Origin of the sequence: Taibaiella chishuiensis, from assembly GCF_003014535.1 — a bacterium.
GTDB lineage: Bacteria > Bacteroidota > Bacteroidia > Chitinophagales > Chitinophagaceae > Taibaiella > Taibaiella chishuiensis.
In genome coordinates this window covers 576,642-594,652 of record NZ_PYGD01000001.1, presented here as the reverse complement: position 1 = coordinate 594,652, position 18,011 = coordinate 576,642, and the positions used below count along the sequence as shown (strand labels likewise).

The 18,011-nt window shown below is 49.9% G+C and carries 17 protein-coding genes; 13 read left to right on the top strand and 4 right to left on the bottom strand.

Translation table 11 applies throughout. From position 1 onward, the window contains the following. Window positions 1-16: 16 nt before the first annotated feature. From B0I18_RS02550 to B0I18_RS02540, 3 genes are read right to left on the bottom strand one after another with little or no spacing between them, the layout of a single operon-like run. The gene (locus B0I18_RS02550) at window positions 17-547 is read right to left on the bottom strand and encodes a GNAT family N-acetyltransferase (protein ID WP_219905899.1); all 531 of its coding nucleotides are present in this window, start codon (window positions 545-547) and stop codon (window positions 17-19) included. A gap of 5 nt (window positions 548-552) precedes the next feature. Beyond that, window positions 553-1,302, bottom strand: coding sequence for a BlaB/IND/MUS family subclass B1 metallo-beta-lactamase (bla, locus tag B0I18_RS02545; protein WP_106521070.1), 750 nt, complete (start codon window positions 1,300-1,302; stop codon window positions 553-555). 30 nt (window positions 1,303-1,332) lie between these two features. Next, entirely contained in the window at window positions 1,333-2,316 is a 984-nt protein-coding gene (locus tag B0I18_RS02540) for a hypothetical protein (RefSeq protein ID WP_106521069.1), read from the bottom strand. Window positions 2,317-2,499: 183 nt separating this feature from the next. Between B0I18_RS02540 and B0I18_RS02535 the strand changes: the two genes are divergently transcribed. From B0I18_RS02535 to B0I18_RS02515, 5 genes are all read left to right on the top strand, one after another. Further along, window positions 2,500-3,408, top strand: a complete 909-nt coding sequence (locus tag B0I18_RS02535; protein ID WP_106521068.1) for an NAD(P)/FAD-dependent oxidoreductase — start codon at window positions 2,500-2,502, stop codon at window positions 3,406-3,408. Between the two features lie 170 nt (window positions 3,409-3,578). Then, the gene (locus tag B0I18_RS02530; RefSeq protein WP_106521067.1) at window positions 3,579-3,887 is read left to right on the top strand and encodes a thioredoxin family protein; all 309 of its coding nucleotides are present in this window, start codon (window positions 3,579-3,581) and stop codon (window positions 3,885-3,887) included. Window positions 3,888-4,074: 187 nt separating this feature from the next. Beyond that, entirely contained in the window at window positions 4,075-4,608 is a 534-nt protein-coding gene (locus B0I18_RS02525) for a hypothetical protein (RefSeq protein ID WP_106521066.1), read from the top strand. Window positions 4,609-4,659: 51 nt separating this feature from the next. Beyond that, window positions 4,660-5,022 (top strand): hypothetical protein, encoded by a 363-nt coding sequence (locus tag B0I18_RS02520; protein ID WP_106521065.1) that lies wholly within the window; start codon window positions 4,660-4,662, stop codon window positions 5,020-5,022. 168 nt (window positions 5,023-5,190) lie between these two features. Beyond that, window positions 5,191-6,738, top strand: a complete 1,548-nt coding sequence (locus B0I18_RS02515) for a serine hydrolase (protein WP_106521064.1) — start codon at window positions 5,191-5,193, stop codon at window positions 6,736-6,738. A 281-nt stretch (window positions 6,739-7,019) separates the two neighbouring features. Here B0I18_RS02515 and B0I18_RS02510 read toward each other — a convergent pair whose 3' ends face one another. Beyond that, on the bottom strand, window positions 7,020-9,578 hold the full coding sequence (locus B0I18_RS02510) for a YCF48-related protein (RefSeq protein WP_106521063.1): 2,559 nt from the start codon (window positions 9,576-9,578) through the stop codon (window positions 7,020-7,022). A 203-nt stretch (window positions 9,579-9,781) separates the two neighbouring features. Here B0I18_RS02510 and B0I18_RS02505 point away from each other — a divergent pair, with 203 nt between their 5' ends. From B0I18_RS02505 to B0I18_RS02470, 8 genes are all read left to right on the top strand, one after another. Next, entirely contained in the window at window positions 9,782-10,162 is a 381-nt protein-coding gene (locus B0I18_RS02505; RefSeq protein WP_106521062.1) for a ribosomal maturation YjgA family protein, read from the top strand. A 392-nt stretch (window positions 10,163-10,554) separates the two neighbouring features. After that, window positions 10,555-11,319: a hypothetical protein gene (locus B0I18_RS02500; RefSeq protein WP_106521061.1), complete on the top strand. Its 765-nt coding sequence runs from the start codon at window positions 10,555-10,557 to the stop codon at window positions 11,317-11,319. Beyond that, window positions 11,306-12,706, top strand: coding sequence for an RtcB family protein (locus B0I18_RS02495; protein WP_106521060.1), 1,401 nt, complete (start codon window positions 11,306-11,308; stop codon window positions 12,704-12,706). Before B0I18_RS02500 ends, B0I18_RS02495 begins: the two co-directional genes overlap by 14 nt. A gap of 10 nt (window positions 12,707-12,716) precedes the next feature. Further along, a complete protein-coding gene (prfH, locus tag B0I18_RS02490; RefSeq protein WP_106521059.1) occupies window positions 12,717-13,334 on the top strand; it encodes a peptide chain release factor H in 618 nt (205 codons plus the stop codon). 21 nt (window positions 13,335-13,355) lie between these two features. Then, window positions 13,356-14,057 (top strand): RNA ligase family protein, encoded by a 702-nt coding sequence (locus tag B0I18_RS02485; RefSeq protein WP_106521058.1) that lies wholly within the window; start codon window positions 13,356-13,358, stop codon window positions 14,055-14,057. Next, the gene (locus tag B0I18_RS02480) at window positions 14,054-15,160 is read left to right on the top strand and encodes an AAA family ATPase (RefSeq protein WP_106521057.1); all 1,107 of its coding nucleotides are present in this window, start codon (window positions 14,054-14,056) and stop codon (window positions 15,158-15,160) included. Before B0I18_RS02485 ends, B0I18_RS02480 begins: the two co-directional genes overlap by 4 nt. Before the next feature lie 137 nt (window positions 15,161-15,297). Then, window positions 15,298-15,975: a hypothetical protein gene (locus B0I18_RS02475; protein ID WP_106521056.1), complete on the top strand. Its 678-nt coding sequence runs from the start codon at window positions 15,298-15,300 to the stop codon at window positions 15,973-15,975. Window positions 15,976-15,980: 5 nt separating this feature from the next. After that, window positions 15,981-18,008, top strand: a complete 2,028-nt coding sequence (locus tag B0I18_RS02470) for a hypothetical protein (protein WP_106521055.1) — start codon at window positions 15,981-15,983, stop codon at window positions 18,006-18,008. The last annotated feature ends 3 nt before the right edge of the window (window positions 18,009-18,011 follow it).

Sequence of the window (18,011 nt, the reverse complement as noted above, 5' to 3'; positions counted from 1 at the left end):
TAAATAAAATTATATATTAATATAATTCATTGAATTCGGCCAAACCGAGCCGCCAGAGCTTTACCGGCTGTTCGTCGCTCAAGTAGCCGGGTTTGGTTGTATATTCTTTTACCAGGGTAAAGCCAACCCGCTCCAAAGTCTTATTGGGCGCCTCGTTCAAGGCATTGGGTTCGCAATAGATCTCTTTCAGCTCCAGGTTTTTAAAAAAATACGGCAGGCTCATTTTTACCAGTTCGAGCCCCCTGCCCTGTAAGCGGAGTGTTTGATCCCAGATATGGAGATGCATATAGGCCTTGTCGCCGTATACGATCATATTCACGTTGCTGTGGCCGATGGCTTTTCCATCCAGTTCCCAGATCATACAATAGGAACTCTTTTTGGTATAATCCTGGCGCAATTGTTCGGAGAGCATTTTTTCCCATTTTTCCCGGCTCAGCATTTTTTCTACGTTTACGCCCATTCGCTCCAGGTGTGCTTTGTCGGATAACAGCCAGTAATCGGTAATAGCGGGTATATCGCGGAGTTCGAGTTCGCGTACGGAGAGCATAAATATTATTTTTTTCCTGTTTCGTTCCTGTTCCTTTTATCGCGCTGCAGCAATTCCAGCGTATGGATCAAGGCCCTGCGGCTGCTCCAGTCGCCGTGGCCGGGTATGATATAAGCCGGTTCGGGAAAGCGTTGCTGTAGTTTTTTCAGCGTTTCGGGCCATTGCTTCAGGTTGGCATCCTGTACATTGCCCAGGTCTGTAGCATCGGCGCTTTTAATCAGGCATCCGCCGTAGAGCACTTTGGCTTTTGGAAACCAGATCACGATATTGTCCTTGGTATGCCCGGGACCTGCGTAATAGGTTTCAAATTCCAATTTGCCCACATGAAAGGTGGTATCTTTTGTAAAATAGAATTCCGCCTCGTGTTCTTTAAATTCTTTGCACAATTCGAGTGTCTTCAGCGAGGAATAAGTTTTCACCCCTTTTTTCCGCAAAAAGTCGAAAGCGCCGCTGCGATCGCTGTGGTAGTGCGTACCTATTTCCAGCACCACTTTTTTATGGTGGCGGGCTTCGATACTATCAAGCAGGGGTTGGTTCTGCGTAGGATCCCAGGCGCCGTCGAGCATCACCACACCTTTATCCGTAACCACATACATACCATTGGCAGGCACGGGTTGGTTGTTATAAACCTGGTAGGTGGTAAAGATGTAGAAATCGCCGGTAAGCTGTTTGATCTCCAGGGCCGGCTTGTTTTCTGTAGCCGAAGCCAGGGTAGTGGCGCTTATACCGAGCAATAAGGCCATTGTTTTTATCATCCTCGTGGGCATATAATAAGTCCTTTGTTTTTACTGATCTGCAAATTTAATTGTTGCTACGATACCGCTGAGCTCCTCTATGGTTTTCACCTGGTCGGCAGCTATGCCGATATGGATCACGAGCTGTTTTTCCAGGTCATCGGCCGGGAATTGCTGTTCCTTGACGAATACCGGCTCCTGTTCGTTTTTAAACAACATCCAGTTGCGGTCCTTACCCAGGAAGGGTCCCGCAGCTTTTTCCTGCTGGTTTTCCGAAAAGGAATAATTCGGGAAAAAGGCGGAAGGATGGTGACCCAGGTAAACCGTCAGGCTTTGCCAACCGGTATCGAAATAGTCCCTGATCTTCCGGAAGCGCAATACCTCGAAATCGTACTGTGCATCCCGGCTTACGATATATCCTTCAGGCAATTGTACCGTGCATTTTTTCTGTCCGCCTAATATAGCGATGTTCTCTTTCCGTGCTGTTGTATTTAGCTTTCTTTTACCTTTTTCCAGGCTGTTGAATACGCGTTCCGATAGCTGTTGAAATGCAGCCCGGTCGGCAAATGCCATGGGATTGATATAGGCATTCATACGGAAAACCAGGTTATCCGGTGTTTTTACGATAAGGCTATAGATCAGTATCGCGTTTTGTGTAGAATCGTAGGCTAAAGGCCTGCAAAGTACGGTAACCAGGCCATCGGGCCGTTTATTTTCGGTAACGGTATATTTTTTAGCGAGGTTGGCCCGCAAACCGGCAGCGAGGTTATCGCCGGCCCGCGCATATAGTTCTTCTGCAAAGAACACCAGTCTTTTGTTGCCGAAGTCGGTAATGATGCGGGTTTCTCGTTCCGCATTAGGAGCGGCAGACATGATATCGGCCTGGCGGGCTGTATTGGTTGCCCCTGCCGGGAACAGGAAACTGGCCCTGTCATTAAGTACCGCTAATTTTTGTCCCGGTTTAATACCGGCAATGTTGTCCTGGCTATAGGCTGGGAATCCCGATAGCAGCAGCAGGAATAAGAGTTGTTTCATGGTAGTGAAAATTAAACCGCGGTTTAACGGTCCGGATCAGCATGTTGAAATCGTGCTTAACCTTAAATATAATTTCTTTTTTCGTTATAAAAGATAAAAACCAAATGCAACAAAGTTGCATTTTAATAATTTTGCTTAGCTTTGCTGCTGTTCAGGCGCCTTGCCTATTTAAAAAATCAAGCTATGAATGATCTGGAAACAATAGAAGTATTAATTATCGGCGGCAGTTATGCCGGCCTGGCCGCGGCTATGACCCTGGGCCGTTCGCTGCGCCGGGTGCTGGTTGTAGATGCAGGTAAACCCTGTAACCGGCAAACGCCCCATTCGCATAACTTCCTTACACGCGATGGCGAAACACCCGCAGCTATCGCTGCCCTGGGCAAAGAACAGGTATTGCATTACCCTACCGTAAGCTGGCTCGACGATACGGTTACCGGTATCGTTAAACAGGAACAAGGCTTCGAAGCTACGACGGCCGGTGGCAAAAAGGTTATAGCACGAAAATTACTATTTGCAACCGGTATAACCGATCATATGCCTGAGCTTGATGGCTTTGCTGCGTGTTGGGGCATTTCGGTATTACATTGCCCCTACTGCCACGGATATGAAGTAAGCCATAAACGGCTCGCCATACGGGGCAATGGCGATATGGGCTTCCACCTGGCTATGCTTATCCAGCACTGGAGTAAAGACCTGCGTATATTTACCGATGGTACGCCGGAATTCAGTGCGGAGCAGCTGGACAAGCTGAAGGAGCACCAGATCGAAGTAGTGCCCGGTGCGCTGGCGGCCCTGGAACATAAGGATGGTTATATGTCGGCGGTACGCCTGCAGGATGGCAGCACCTATGCCCAGGATGCACTATTTGCCCGTATTCCCTTTAGCCAGCATTGTACGATACCCGAAGCGCTGGGCTGCGAACATGATGAACTGGGTTACCTGTTCAGCAACGAAATGAAACAAACTACCGTAGCGGGCATCTATGCGGCCGGCGACTGTACCACCATGATGCGCTCCGTAGCCAGTGCCGTAGCAGCGGGAGCCATGGCCGGCAGTGCTTTGAATAAAGAAATGATCGACGAAGATTTTTAAAAGTAGTAAACAGTAACAGGGTTGCTATAGTAGCTATGAACCCGGAAGCCTTTTCGCCTGTGGATTACAAGTCTGCAGCAGGTTTTTTTCAGGACCTGGGAAAAGGCCTTGTGTGCCAGAGTTGTTATTTAAAAAAGATAAAAAAATAATCCATAAAAACAGGAGAAGATATGAGTTACCTGGAAGACTTCAGCCGGGAAGAGAAACCGGTATTGCTGCAGTTTTATGCAGACTGGTGTATGCCTTGTAAGGCCTTGTCGCCGATGATCGATATGATCGAAGACCGGGCCAAAGGCCAGATCATCGTGCACCGTATTAATATAGACACCAGCCCCGAGATCGTGGCCGAATTCGAGATCAGCTCGGTACCTACTATGGTTATGCTTAAAGATGGTGCAGAGGTATGGGGTTTTACAGGCCTGATGTCGCCCGTAGAACTAAAGCGGGAAATAGAATATGCTGCGTCTGTAAAATTATAAATATCTCTGCAATACGCTTTTCAAGGACGGCTCCCTGGAGGAGCCGTCCTTTTTTGTATTTACAGATCGTACGCTTTCGCACAATGGCTATGCAAAAAACGAAAAAGGGCTTGCGGATAAAGATTTTGGCAGGATGACCTTGCCCCGGTGTTATAAGTTTGTTTGACAAAGCATAAAACGAATAATCATGAAAAGACTTATCCCTGTGTTTATCGCAGCGCTTACGTTCTTCTTCGCCTCCTGCAGCAATAAATCGATGGATGTGGCCAAAGACATCAATACCAGTTATAAGTACGATGGACAAACCGTGACGCTCGAAGGCCGCCTGTCGACCAGTTTTATGGTATGGGGCGGTACAGACCGGAAAACCCTCGATCTCAACCTGACCTGTAGTTCGGCGCTGGATAATACCCGTATGGAAAGCGTATCGGACATTATCGTTAGCTATGGCACTGGGGCCAATTCCGTTATTATAAACGTGGCACCCGATGCTAAAGAGTTTAAAGAAACAGATGTAGCCTTGTATGATAAAAACGGCACCAGGCTTGCATTGACCGATAAAGTAAAAATTACCGGTAAGGTAACCTATCTGGCAAAAGGGCCTAAAAAACGGGCGCCTGCATCGACTATAAAAATCCCTAAAGTGAAAGAGCGGGAAGAAGAAGGAGACGGCAACGATTACAGTTATAAAATAATTGATGTGACCATCGAAAAAGCCTAAGCAGTTACAGTCCCTATAACCCACACCCAACAGCCCTTTCAACCCTTAACCATGAAAATCATAAATCGCTTCCTGGCCTTATTGCTGGCAACCTTGTTGTCGGGCGTCACCGTACAGGGCCAGGCGCCGCATGCGCCGGTAACGGCCGGCGGCCGTGCCAGCCGGGGAACACCGCAGGAAGATAGCGCCGCTTATGAAGCAGCGCGCCAGAAAGACCGGGAAAACATAAAACGGGTATTGCAGCAATCGCATGAAAACCTTGCGGCAACTACGGATAAAGGCAACGAACTGAGAACGCGTAAATTGCTGGCAAAAGGCGCTATCTACGTGGTATTGGGTGCGATTGCCCTGGTGGTTTATATCCGCAAAAAGAAAAAAGCCGGTAAGGCAGATACCGGCCATAGCGAGGGGTAGCAGGGACCGCTGTTATACCCGGGAGGGGCGCCCGTTTGCAACGCGGGCACCCCTCTTTTGTTTTATGAGGCCAGTAAGGCTTACGGCCGGTATGCAGCGCTTCCCCCCTCTTCCCGGGACAAATGCTTTGCCGTATCTTAGCGGATCTAAACGTTACCGATCCGCCTCATGAAAAAAATTGCACTCCTGTTGTTCGGCATGTCCTATGCCTTGCTGGCTGCTGCACAGCCGCTTTCCTCTTCCGATATAGACCGGCTTGCCGAACGCGCTTTAAAAGCGTTTGATGTACCGGGCATCGCCATCGGCGTGGTAAAAGATGGTAAGCTGATCCATGCTAAAGGGTATGGCATACGCGCGCTTAATAACGGAAAGAAAACCGATGAGCATACGCTTTTCGGTATTGCCTCCAACAGCAAAGCCTTTACTGCTGCGGCATTGGGCATACTGGTCGACGAAGGTAAACTGCACTGGGACGATAAAGTAACCGACTATATTCCCGAATTTAAACTGGCCGATGCCTATGTAACCGGCGAGTTTACCGTAAGGGATTTGCTGACGCACCGCAGCGGCCTGGGCCTGGGCGCCGGCGACCTGATGATCTTTCCCGATGGATCCGATTTTAACTTAAAAGATATTATTCACAACCTGCGTTATCTTAAAGCGGTGTCCAGCTTCCGCAGCAAGTTCGACTACGATAACCTGTTGTACATTGTCGCGGGGGAGGTGGTAACGCGGGTATCCGGTAAAAGCTGGCAGGAGTTTATCGAAACCAGGATTATGAAACCCCTCGGTATGCAGGAGAGTGCCGCCGACCTTTTACGCCTGAAGGATACCACCAATGTAGCAGCACCTCATGCGCCTGTAGCGGGTAAAGTACAACAGATCCAGCCCGACGTAAACCCCTTGATGGATGCTGCCGGCGGTATTTATACCAATATCACAGACCTGTCCAAATGGGTGATCATGCAGCTGGATGGCGGCACTTACGGCAAGGAGCAACGCCTGTTCAGCAAGGATGTGCAGGAAGCTATGTGGATGCCGCAAACCATTATACCGACACGCGGCGGTGGCTCCTACCGTAATCATTTTCTAAGTTATGGCCTGGGTTGGATGCTGAGCGATGTGGGCGGTTATAAACAGGTGATGCATACGGGCGGCCTCGCCGGGATGGTTACCCAGGTTACGCTATTCCCCGAACTGAAGCTGGGTATTATCGTATTGACCAACCAGCAGTCGGGCGCAGCATTTACCTCGCTGAGCAACCAGATCAAAGATGGTTACCTGGGCATAAAAGGCATGGACCGTATTAAAGAAGCCAAAGAACGCGTGGATAAAGAACAGGCGGAAGCCGATAAGATCACCAAAGAAATATGGGCGGCAACGTCGGCAGCAAGCAGCAAAGCAGCGCCGGATACGGCTGCCTATATGGGCACTTATACCGACAACTGGTTTGGTAATGTAGTAATCGAAAAAAACAAGGACGGCCTGCGCCTGCGTTCGGTACGCTCGCCGCGTTTATGCGGATCCTTGCTGTATTATAAAGCCAATACCTTTATCGTGAAATGGGATGACCGCAGTATGGATGCAGATGCTTACGTGATGTTTAGTCTTGATGAAAACGGTAAGGCGGCGCGCATACGGATGAAGCCTGTTTCGCCGATGACTGATTTCAGTTACGATTTCCAGGACCTGGACCTGGAGCGGAAAGCGCCTTGATACACTGCTTAAGAAAGCTTTTATAAGAAACGGGAAAGACCACTGGTCTTTCCCCTTTCTTTTTTTATGGTGAAAAGCGGATCAGCAGTGCCGTTTGGAGCATACTGCTATACCTTACGTTTTTTGTTCTTCGTTGTCTTGCGGCTGCTGTTTTATAATCCCGCTGCCACACTGTGCCTGCTGTGGGGAAAATGAATTTTATCGCCTTGCTTTTCCGCTGTTTTGTATAAAAAATAAAGGGCGCTGAAAACAGCGACCCTCTTTTTCAAAAAACAAAAAAACTATTTCTTCACAAACCGGCCTGTCCGGTTTTGCTTTTCATTGCTAAGGATAACCTGGTAAACACCGGGGGACAAATTACTGACATCAAATGTAATACTATTTGTTTTTGAATGAAATACACTGTTCAATATATTTTTTCCAATAATATCAATAATGGTAACCTGGTATTTTCCGCCCGATTCGTCGCCGGTATATGCTGTTATTTCCGTTAACGCCGGGTTAGGAAACAAGATAAGCATTCCTTTTTCTATTTGCAAATCTTTTGTGCCGGTACCGCCAGGATTATAAATATAAGCGGTGGAAATAACTTCACAACCGGCAGCGGTAATCGCTTTTACGGTATAAGAGCCGGCCTGTGTTACCACGATCTGGGCACTGTTGCTATTGGGCAGGGCCACGTTATTACGGAACCATTGGTAGGAAGCATACACATTGGAACCCACCTGGAGCAGGTCGCCCGTAGCGGTAATAACAGGCACCGGTACATTGATCAGCGTGATATGAATCGTATCGCTTACTGCACAGGTAGTACCATATACCCCCTGTAACCAGTAGGTGCCTGCACCATTAACGGTATAACTTGCAGCATTACTGCCGTCAGACCACAAGGGGCTGTTGAGGGTAGCGGGTGCATGCAGCGTATAGCTACCACCGGGGCAGATCGCGGTATCATTGCCCAGCAGTGCTGTAGTACCGGCATCCGGTGTAAAATAAAATGTTTTGGTGATGGTATCATTAACAGCATTCTGGTTCGGCATATTGCGGATCCAGGCTTTAATGGTTATCGCACCGCCGGCTGCAGGGGGTGTAAAGTTGTCGATCAGTACATAATTCGCACTGCTGGTAGCTGCCAGTTCACCATAGGTACCTGTTTTACCGGCCTGTCCGTCGCTGCTGCTCCAGCCGAGTTCTACGGGGAATACGCCGAGGTTGCCGGTATTGCTCATTTTTACTTTAATATCCTGGGCCGCGATCGGCAGGCATTCCGTTACATTACCATTGCCTGCAGCGTTTAAGCTATCCAGCTGTAATGCCACACTGCGGTTACTGATCACGATATCGCTTACGGCCCAGAAGTTTTTCAGACCGTCGTTGGTATTGGGTGCAGCATAGGAGAAACGGAGCTTCGCATTGGCCACACCGGCCAGCGCCGAAATATCGATGGCTCTTTTATGATCGGGAAATACGGCGGAGGCTACGCCATCGCCCATATCGAGACCATTGCTCTGGTATAAGGTAATCCAGTCGGTGCCGTTAAAACCTTGTACACGGGTACGGGTAAGCCCGTCGGGATGGGTATAGAAGGCCTCGTTCCAGTCGAGTGACAACTGTGTTGTACCGGCAAGGTTAAGGCTGCGGGTTTCGATAAAGGCGCTGTCGCTGTGATGTTGCGCCCGTACTTCTTCATAATAGTAAGCATCGTAGATCGCAAACTTACCGGGGAACCATCCGGCGGCTTCAAGACCGTTCTCGCTTTCGTTGACATTGGTGAAGAACCATTTCCGGGCAGGCGCTGCAAGACTGTTGTCCGTGTTGGTATAGCGGGTATACGTCATGCTATCGGTAGGATGACAGAAATGTTCTTCGAACAGGCGATGAAAAGGTTGATTGATATCGATGCTCAGGGCCTGGCCTTCGGCGCCTACGGCTACGGCGGTGGTGGCGCTGGTCATCTGCACATCGTACAGCTTCTGGCTCAGCAGCGTGGGTATTGCCGTCCAGGTAAGGCCTGCGTCGCTGGTATATAATACTGCGCCTGCCGAACCCGTAATCATACCATGCGTATCATCGTAGAAATGTACCCCTTGCATGCCCGTTGCCGCGCCGCTTACAGACGCCCAGGTAAGGCCCCGGTCTGTACTCCTGATGATATTACCGTTAGCAACCGCTATTGCCGTATTGGCGCCGGCTACCGCTACCGAATATACCGTGGCGGGTGTGGCTACTGCTGTCCAGGTATTACCATTATCTGTAGTGCGGAAGGCCTGGTTATTGGTGGCAACGGCGATACCGGTATCAGCCGCAAAAAAAGCCATATCGTATACCGTGCTGGTGCCCATGCCTGCAGCCGGTGTAACGGTTGTCCAGGTAAGACCACCATCGGTCGTTTTTTTAATAAACCGGCCGCCGCCGCTTACGCCGATCTGGCTACCTGCAATAAAACCGGTAGTGGCGGTACGGAAGTGTACACATTGTATGCTGGCATTAGTAAGCCCTGTAATGCTTGCTGGTATTGCCGTCCAGCTGGTGCCGCCATTCGTGGTCTTATAAAATGCATTGGCCGGCCCGCTTATGTAACCGGTACTGCCGGTGGGGAAAGAGATATTCCTGAAGTCATCGTTACTGGTGCCGGCGGGCAGGGGCAGCCAATCGTTACAACTGTCATTGTATTTTACAACCGAGCCGCTATTGCCTACACCGATAAATTCGTGCGCCGATATTTTTTTCATTTTCCATAAATGCTCCTGTGCTCCCAGGTTGTTATGCCTGTTGGTCTGCGCCATGACGGTTACCTGCGACAAGATGCCGAGGCCCATAAGTATTGCTTTACGCTTCATAAACTTGGTTAAAAATTAGAACTGCAAAGTTCTACCGCACTTTTTTCCGCTTTGTCAGCGCAGCGTAATACTTGTGTCATTTTTGTGTCAAAAGGCTTATCTGGCAAGCATTTCAGGCCGCATGTATTATTTTAAAAAACATACTCCTGATAAAAATCAAGAAAGCGCTGTTCGCTTTATCTTAGCAAACAGAAAAGAGGGATATGATAAAAAGAACACGGTTGCTTTATGCGATACTGGTTATCGTTATTATAGGAGTTGGTTTACTGTCGCGTAAGATAGCGGTTATACCACTGGCTACAGGTGATGCTTTATGGGCAACGATGATCTATTTTATACTGCGTTGTCTTATGCCGCAGCAACCCATAAAGCGGACGGCACTCTTCAGCGTGTTGCTCTGTTTTGCCGTGGAAGCGAGCCAGGCTTACCATGCACCCTGGATCGATGCGATAAGGTCTACCCTGCCCGGCAGGCTGGTGCTGGGACAAGGATTCCTTTGGAGCGACCTGCCGGCTTATGTGCTGGGCGTGGCTTTCGGGCTGTTGATCGATTACAAACTGGTTATTAAAAAAAATAAAAAATAGGGACTAAATTTTGTTCTTTAAAAAATAGCTATACCTTTGCAACGCAAAAATTTATTGTGTAACTGCTTAAATACACAATACCCATGACTGAACGTTTCTACATATCATCCTCTTTCATCGCAGCCTGATACAGGCGGGCGTTGCTGTTCCCTTATTCATTTTTATACGCTAACCGGAACATGCTTACCATGTAAGCCATAGCTATCCGTCTGCCTTTACCGCCCGGCATCTGTACGTCGGCAACAGGCCCAATGCCTTAACCAATAAGCGTTACGGCAAACGGGACACCTATGCTTTTACCACCGCGATGATCACCACAGGGGATATATCCTTTGCGTAAGGACGAATACCGGATTCCAACAAAAATTTTTTACGACCTCAACTAAGGTCTTATGGACACCAATTCCTGGTCGTTCGGGGAAGGCTATTGCAAAATAAAAACGGCAAGACAAAAGAAACGGCTGCAAAAGAAAGATTTCGAAAAACAGGTACTACAACTGTATCGCCGCCGCGAAGACTTAGCCACAAAGCAATACAACCTGCCCCTGGTACCCCTCGACGAGCCTTATCAGAAAGGCTGGAAGCGCAGCTTCGTATTACGCGATGATGTTGCACGCAGCCGGCATGCCCCCTTTTTCCGGGCCCTGCTCGATAAGATCAACACGGTGATGTACCACCACGACAAACATTTTAAAATCAGTACAAAGAAAAAACGCAAACGGATACTGGTAGATACCCCGCAGGAGCTGCGCGCATTCCTGACTTATGAATGGAACAGCACGCGCAATAAACTTACCGAAGCCGAACGGCGGTTGTTCTATCCCAGGGAGTTTGTAAACCGGAAAGGCCAGCCGGCCGGTATCCGGTATGTATTTGCCGAAGCCTGGCGTTACCGCCTGCAGGTAAAACCGCATATGATCACCCATCGAAAAATGGTGGATGAAGTATTGGAACAGGAGATACAGCAACTCGACAATTATATCGAAAGCCATCACCTTAATCCGAAAATGAACAAGCTGGTAGACGGCTCCTGCTACACCAGCTGGCGGCACCGGGACTATAACCTGAAATACCGGCTGGAACTTTTTAAACAACCCGTACACCGGATCATGGATCTGTGTATAACAGCAGACAACGAAGAAGATGAGCAATTTTAAAACAAAAGAACTGAGTAAAATAGGCTATACCGATGATGTAGCCCGCAGCCTGGCCATTACTACGCTTGCCAAATATTATAAACACAGCAGCAAAGCGGAATGCCTGGCCTTATTGACTAACCTTAAAAACAACCCTGAAGCTTATGTAAACGACGAACAACTGGGCAGGCTGGCTGCCGCCTTTATAACAACAGAAAAAGAAACAGGCGTACGGTCTTTCGACCTGCTGCAACACACTGGTCCGCTTAAACTCTACGGGTCGAAACAGATAGAAGCATCGGCCAAACGCCAGATGGAGCTGGCGATGTCGCTGCCGGTAACCCTGCAGGGTGCGCTGATGCCCGATGCGCATACCGGTTACGGTTTGCCGATCGGCGGTGTGCTGGCTACGCAACAGGCAGTGGTGCCTTATGCTGTAGGCGTGGATATCGGTTGCCGCATGGCCTTATCTATTATAGACGAAGGTGAACGCTACCTGGAAACCCATACCTGGCATATGAAAAAAGCGCTGGGCGACCATACTCATTTCGGTATGGAGGGTGGCCTGGATCGGCCGCAGGAGCATGAAGTACTGGACCACCCCGATTTCCGGGCTACTACCCTGCTGCGTAAACTGCAGCCCAAAGCGGTACGGCAACTGGGTACCTCGGGTGGTGGCAATCACTTTGTAGAGTTTGGCCTGGTCGAATTAAGGGAGGATAACGTATTCGGGCTGCCGGCCCGCAAATACACCGGCCTGCTTACGCATTCGGGCAGCCGCGGACTCGGCGCCAATATTGCACAGCATTATACGGCCATTGCCATGGATACCTGCAAACTGCCCCGTAATGCGCAACAACTGGCCTGGCTTGATATGAACAGCGAGGCCGGCCGCGAGTACTGGCTGAGTATGAACCTTGCGGGAGCATATGCACAGGCCTGCCACGACCGGATACACCTTAACCTGTTACGGGCCCTGGGCCTCCAAAGTATCGCCAAGATAGAGAACCATCACAATTTCGCCTGGCTCGATACCCTGCCCGATGGCCGTGAAGTGGTGCTGCACCGTAAAGGCGCAACACCCGCGCATAAAGGCGAAACGGGTATTATACCCGGTAGCATGACCACGCCGGCTTATATCGTTTGTGGGAAAGGCGAACCTGGCTCGCTCTATTCCGCCTCGCATGGCGCGGGCAGGGCCATGAGCCGTAAGCGTGCACGGGAAAGTATGACGGTATCCGGGCTTAAAAAAATGCTGGCCGCGGCGGGTGTAAGCCTGCTGGGTGGTAGCGTGGAAGAGTTCCCGGGCGCTTACAAGGATATCGAAAAAGTAATAGCGGCGCAGCAGGACCTGGTGGACGTACAGGGAAAGTTCTGGCCCAAAGTAGTGCGTATGTACAAAGAATAAAAGGAAGAATATGGACAAGATGATCATACAGATTACCTCGGGCCGCGGTCCGGCAGAGTGTTGCAGGGCGGTGGCCAAAGTGCTGGAACTGATGCTGCGCGAAGCCCGTGCGGCGGGGATAACCATACAGGTAGCCACACAGGAAAAGGGCGTAATAAACGGTACCCTGCTCTCGGCTACCTTAATTGCCGGAGGCCGCGACCTGGAAGCCTTTGCAAGGACCTGGAATGGTACCGTGCAATGGATTGCACAAAGCCCTTACCGCAAAATGCATAAACGCCAAAACTGGTTCGTAGGCGTGGCCTTGTTTCCCGTACCCGGTAAAGCCATTTGGAACGATAAGGAAATAAAGCTGGAAACCTGCAGGGCATCGGGGCCCGGCGGCCAAAACGTAAACAAGGTGGAAACTGCAGTGCGGGCCACGCACCTGCCCTCGGGTATACAGGTGCTGGCCATGGACAGCCGGCCGCAATTGCAAAACAGGAAATACAGTATCGAAAGGCTGAAGGCTAAAGTGCTGGCCTGGCAGGCGACACAGGCGATAAAGGAACAGCAGCAACGCTGGCAGGAACATAATGTACTCGAAAGGGGCAGCCCGGTAAGAACGATCGTGGCGCCTTTAACTTAAACCTGAAAAAAATAAAAAACGATGGATGCAAGAAAATACGGGCGAACCTATCATTTCCCTTTTTCGCCGGGGACCACAAGTGACGACAGGATACAATACGACTACTGGGCTTATGTGCAACAGATGAGCCAGGTGATCCATACCGAAAAACTGGATGGCGAAAACAACTGCCTCAACCGGCTGGGCGTATTTGCCCGGTCGCATGCAGCGCCGGCCGCATCGGCCTGGACCAGCCACCTGCGGCAGCGTTGGGCGCTTATAAAAAACGATCTGGGCGAGCTGGAACTGTTTGGCGAAAACATATACGCCATTCACTCCATAAGCTACCGGCGTATAGAAGATTACTTCTACCTGTTTGCGGTACGTTACCGCGACCAGTGGCTCAGCTGGGAGGAGGTTTGCTTTTATGCGGCCGCCTTCGGCCTGCCTACCGTGCCGGTGCTGGATATTGCTGCACCCGGTAAGGACGAGCCCGCCTTCCGCGATACGGTACTGGCCTTTACCCGCCGGGAAAGCGGTTTTGGCTCGGTGGATGCGATAAGCGGCGAACCCTGCACCCTCGAAGGTGTCGTAACCAGGAACAGCAATGGCTTTGCGGTAACAGAGCTGGGCGCCAATGTTTTTAAATATGTACGCAAAGGACATGTAAAGACCGATGAACACTGGACCCGCAACTGGAAACGCGCAAAGCTGATTTATGAACACAAAAACAAAGAGACATGAACATTATAAAAGATAAAGACTGGGATACGCTGCGCCGGCAATACAGCTGGGTGGCCGATATGGATGGCGTGCCGCAAAGCCCGGTTCATCATGCAGAGGGCGATGTGGCCACCCATACCCAAATGGTACTGGCTGCGCTTAGGAGTCTGCCTGCTTACCAGGCCCTGCCTGCCGAAGCACAGGAAATACTCTGGACGGCAGCCCTGCTGCACGATGTAGAAAAGCGAAGTACGACGTTTACGGAGCCCGATGGCAGTATCGTATCGCCGGGCCATGCCCGCAAAGGCGCCCTGACTGCGCGTTACCTGTTGTATGCGCAATTCGGTACCGGCTTTACTATGCGCGAACAGATCGTGAACCTGGTGCGTTACCATGGCTTGCCTTTATGGGTAATGCATAAGCCCGATCCGCAGAAAGCCTTACTGGAAGCCAGTTTGCATGTAAATACCGAATTGTTGTACCTGCTGGCCCAGGCCGATGTACTGGGCAGGATCTGTGCCGACCAGAGCGAAATGCTGGAACGGATAGAGTTTTTCAAAGCCTATTGTATCGAACAGGATTGCTGGGCTAAGGCCTATAGCTTTAGCAGCGGCCTGGCCCGGTTCCGGTATTTCCGGCAGCAAAACAGCGCATCGCCACAATACCAGCCTTACGACGATACCACCTGTACGGTGATCGTGCTTTGCGGCTTGCCGGGTATGGGTAAAGACAACTATATCCAGAAAACCTGTAAAGACTGGCCACAGGTATGTCCTGATGCGATCAGGCGGCAACACCGGCTTAAACCCGAGGACCGCTCGGCCAACGGATGGGTGGCCCAGCAGGCCAAAGAGCAGGCGAGGGTAAACCTGAGGGCGGGCCGCGACTTTGTATGGAATGCCACCAATATAACCCGGCAGATGCGGAACCAGCTGGTAGACCTGTTTGTAAGCTACGGCGCAAGGGTGGAACTGGTTTATATCGAACGGCCCCGCGCAAGCTGGGAACAACAGAATGCCGCGCGCACGGCCGCAGTACCGGCTGCCGTGCTGGAGAAAATGCTGCGTAAACTGGAAGTGCCGCAGCTTTCGGAAGCCCACGGGGTAACTTACCTATGCGGATAAATGCAGAAGGAACGCGGATTATGCCGCGTTCCCTGCTTTTTAATAATCCCTGAAATCCAGTAGAAGCCCGATTAAAAACCTTGCCTATCTTCGCAGGGCGAAATTTTGACGTTTTACTTCATCAAACCAAAACCCGCATGCTCAAAAAGATCCGGCTCTTCATCCTGCTGCTTTGCATCCCGCTTTTATGCTCTTCCTGTTTCGAAATCATCGAGGAGATCACTATGAAGGCCGACGGCAGCGGAGATATGGTGCTTACCGTTAATTTAAGCCAGAGCAAAACCAAAGTAGCTTCCATATTACTTATGGATAGTATAAACGGCTATAAGGTACCCGACCGTAAGACCATACAGCGCGAAATAGACGAAGCCGTTGCCCGGCTTAAAAAAATGCCCGGTATCAGTAATGTAAAGAGTACAACCGATTTCAATAACTATATCGCCAGCATCAGCTTCTCCTTTAAAGAAGTGGCCAATGTAAACAACATTACCAAAAACATACTCGAAGCCCAGAAAGTAAAAGCGACCAATGTGTCTACCTATACTTATAATAAAAGCACGGCGACATTTGCCCGCGATTATAAATACTATGCCAGCGCAAAGGCAGAATACAACAAGTTAAAGAAAGAAGATAAAGAGATTTTCCAGACAGCAACCTATACCAGCATCTGCCGCTTCCCGGCGGCCATAAGCCGGCACAGCAATACACTGGCAAAAGTATCTAAAAGCCAGAAGGCCATTATGCAGAAATGCAGTGTGCTCGACCTGATCAATGGCAGGGTATCTGTATCCAACCAAATACAATTAGCAAAATGAGAACCATGAAACCACTGTTTTTATCCCTGGGCCTGTTACCCGCTTTATCTGCCACCGCCCAGCAGGATATGGCCTATAAAATACCCCAGGAAGCCGGGGCCGTTGTTACCCTGCGCGGTAACAAATTGCTGGAACTGCTTTCTGCAAGCGAATTCAACAACTCGGAGATCGGGAAGAAAATGATCAAAGAATTGTCGCGTAAAAGAGACGGAAAAATAGCCGGGATCGAAGACCTGGGCATTAACCTGGCCGGCAATAGCTATTATTATTATGTACAAACAGATAGTGTAAGTTACCACGGCGTGTTGTTGCCGATACGCGACGCGGACAAGTTTGCGCACCTGTTTGATAACGACCAGGAGATTACCCGCCAGGGCGATACGCGACAGATCCTTTCCGGTTCGGATAAGGCCTGTATGACCTGGAACAACGAAATGGCCAGCATGGTGATCAGCGAACTTAAAAGCGGTTATTTCGACGATTCGACCGTAGCTGCCCGTTACGGTATTAAAGAAAACGTATACAATGATAGCTATGCCGTAACCGCCGATACTATTGTGGCGGATGTGGCCGCTGTTGCTGTAGATTCTGCCGCCGCTGTCGATTATGCCGTTGCCGCGCCCGCTTACGAACAGGATGCCGCCGCCGATGTAGCCGCCGCCGCGCCTGCACGTGCCGAAGATGAGGAACCGGTAGAAAAAACCAGTACGATGGAGCCGCCTGCATACGAAGACATACCCATCGATGCACCACCACCGCCAATGGTCCAGGTGGTAGAGGCGCCGCCTGTTGCCTATACCCAGGAGCAGGTCTCCGAGGAAGAGGCCTATCGCAGCCGGGTTTATAACGACAATTGGGAGATCCGCCAGAAGCTGAGAAAGACCTGGACCGGTACTTTTGCCAACGCTGTGTTTAACCGCCAGCCCGGCGCGCCTTCCATCCTTGGTAAAAAAGAATTTATAGCCGCACAGGATAAAGAAGCCAGTGCAACGCTGTACCTCGCCGATATCGGCAACCTGTACCGCGGTATCTTCTCGTATTTCTCTTATCGTTATTTCGGGCGCACCTTCGCCGGCTTTAAAGGGATGAATGCTCAATTGTACCTGGGCAAAGAGCAGATGCGCATGACCAGCGAAATGATGGTCGACGAAAAGAAAGCATCCGCTTATAAAAAACTTTACAGCCACAAGCTCAACAGCAAGTTTGCAAAGTATGTAAACAGCGATAAGCTGATCGGCTTCCTCTCCTACTCGTTCGATACCGAAGAATACCTGAAAGAACTGCCTGCTATGCTCAACTATGCTTATGGCGGTTATATGCATAAGTATACCGAAGAGCTGGATATCGCTTCGGAGCTGTTGTCTATTATGCTGGACGAAAAGGCCATTGCCAAAGTGATCAAAGGCGATGCCCTCTTCCTGGTTACAGATATTGTGCAGAAAGAATATACTTACAAGACCTATGAGTATAACGACGACTGGGAAAAGAAGGATGTAATGCGTACCAGGAAGGAAACCCTGCCCGAATTCCTGCTGATGGTTTCTTCAGACGATAGCTATATAATAAAACGGCTGCTGAACTATGGCATGCACAAAGGTGTGGTAAAAGAAAAAGCCGGTATTTACACCCTGGACCGCGATGTATCCAAAAGCCCGCTGGATATCCATTTGCTGATCAAAGACGGTATCGTATTCTGCGGCACTTCTTATAAAGATATCGAAAACATAAGCCTGGACCGCTTCCAGGGCAATATCAGCAAGGAGCATAAAAAGCTCATGACTAAAAACAATATGACCGCCTTCTTCGATCCGAACAAGCTGGCCGGCAAGATACCGCGTGAAGAATTTAACAGCACCCGCAAGTTGAATATGTTTAACCATTGGATGACCAGTACCGGCAAATTTTATGGCAGGACCACCGGGATGAAGGGCGATCGTATTTCCGGGGAGCTGATCGCAGAGGTACCACAGGGCAAAGAGAATGCGCTGAAGTACTTCTTCTCGCTGATCGAGAGCGCATCCAAAAACGACTAAGCG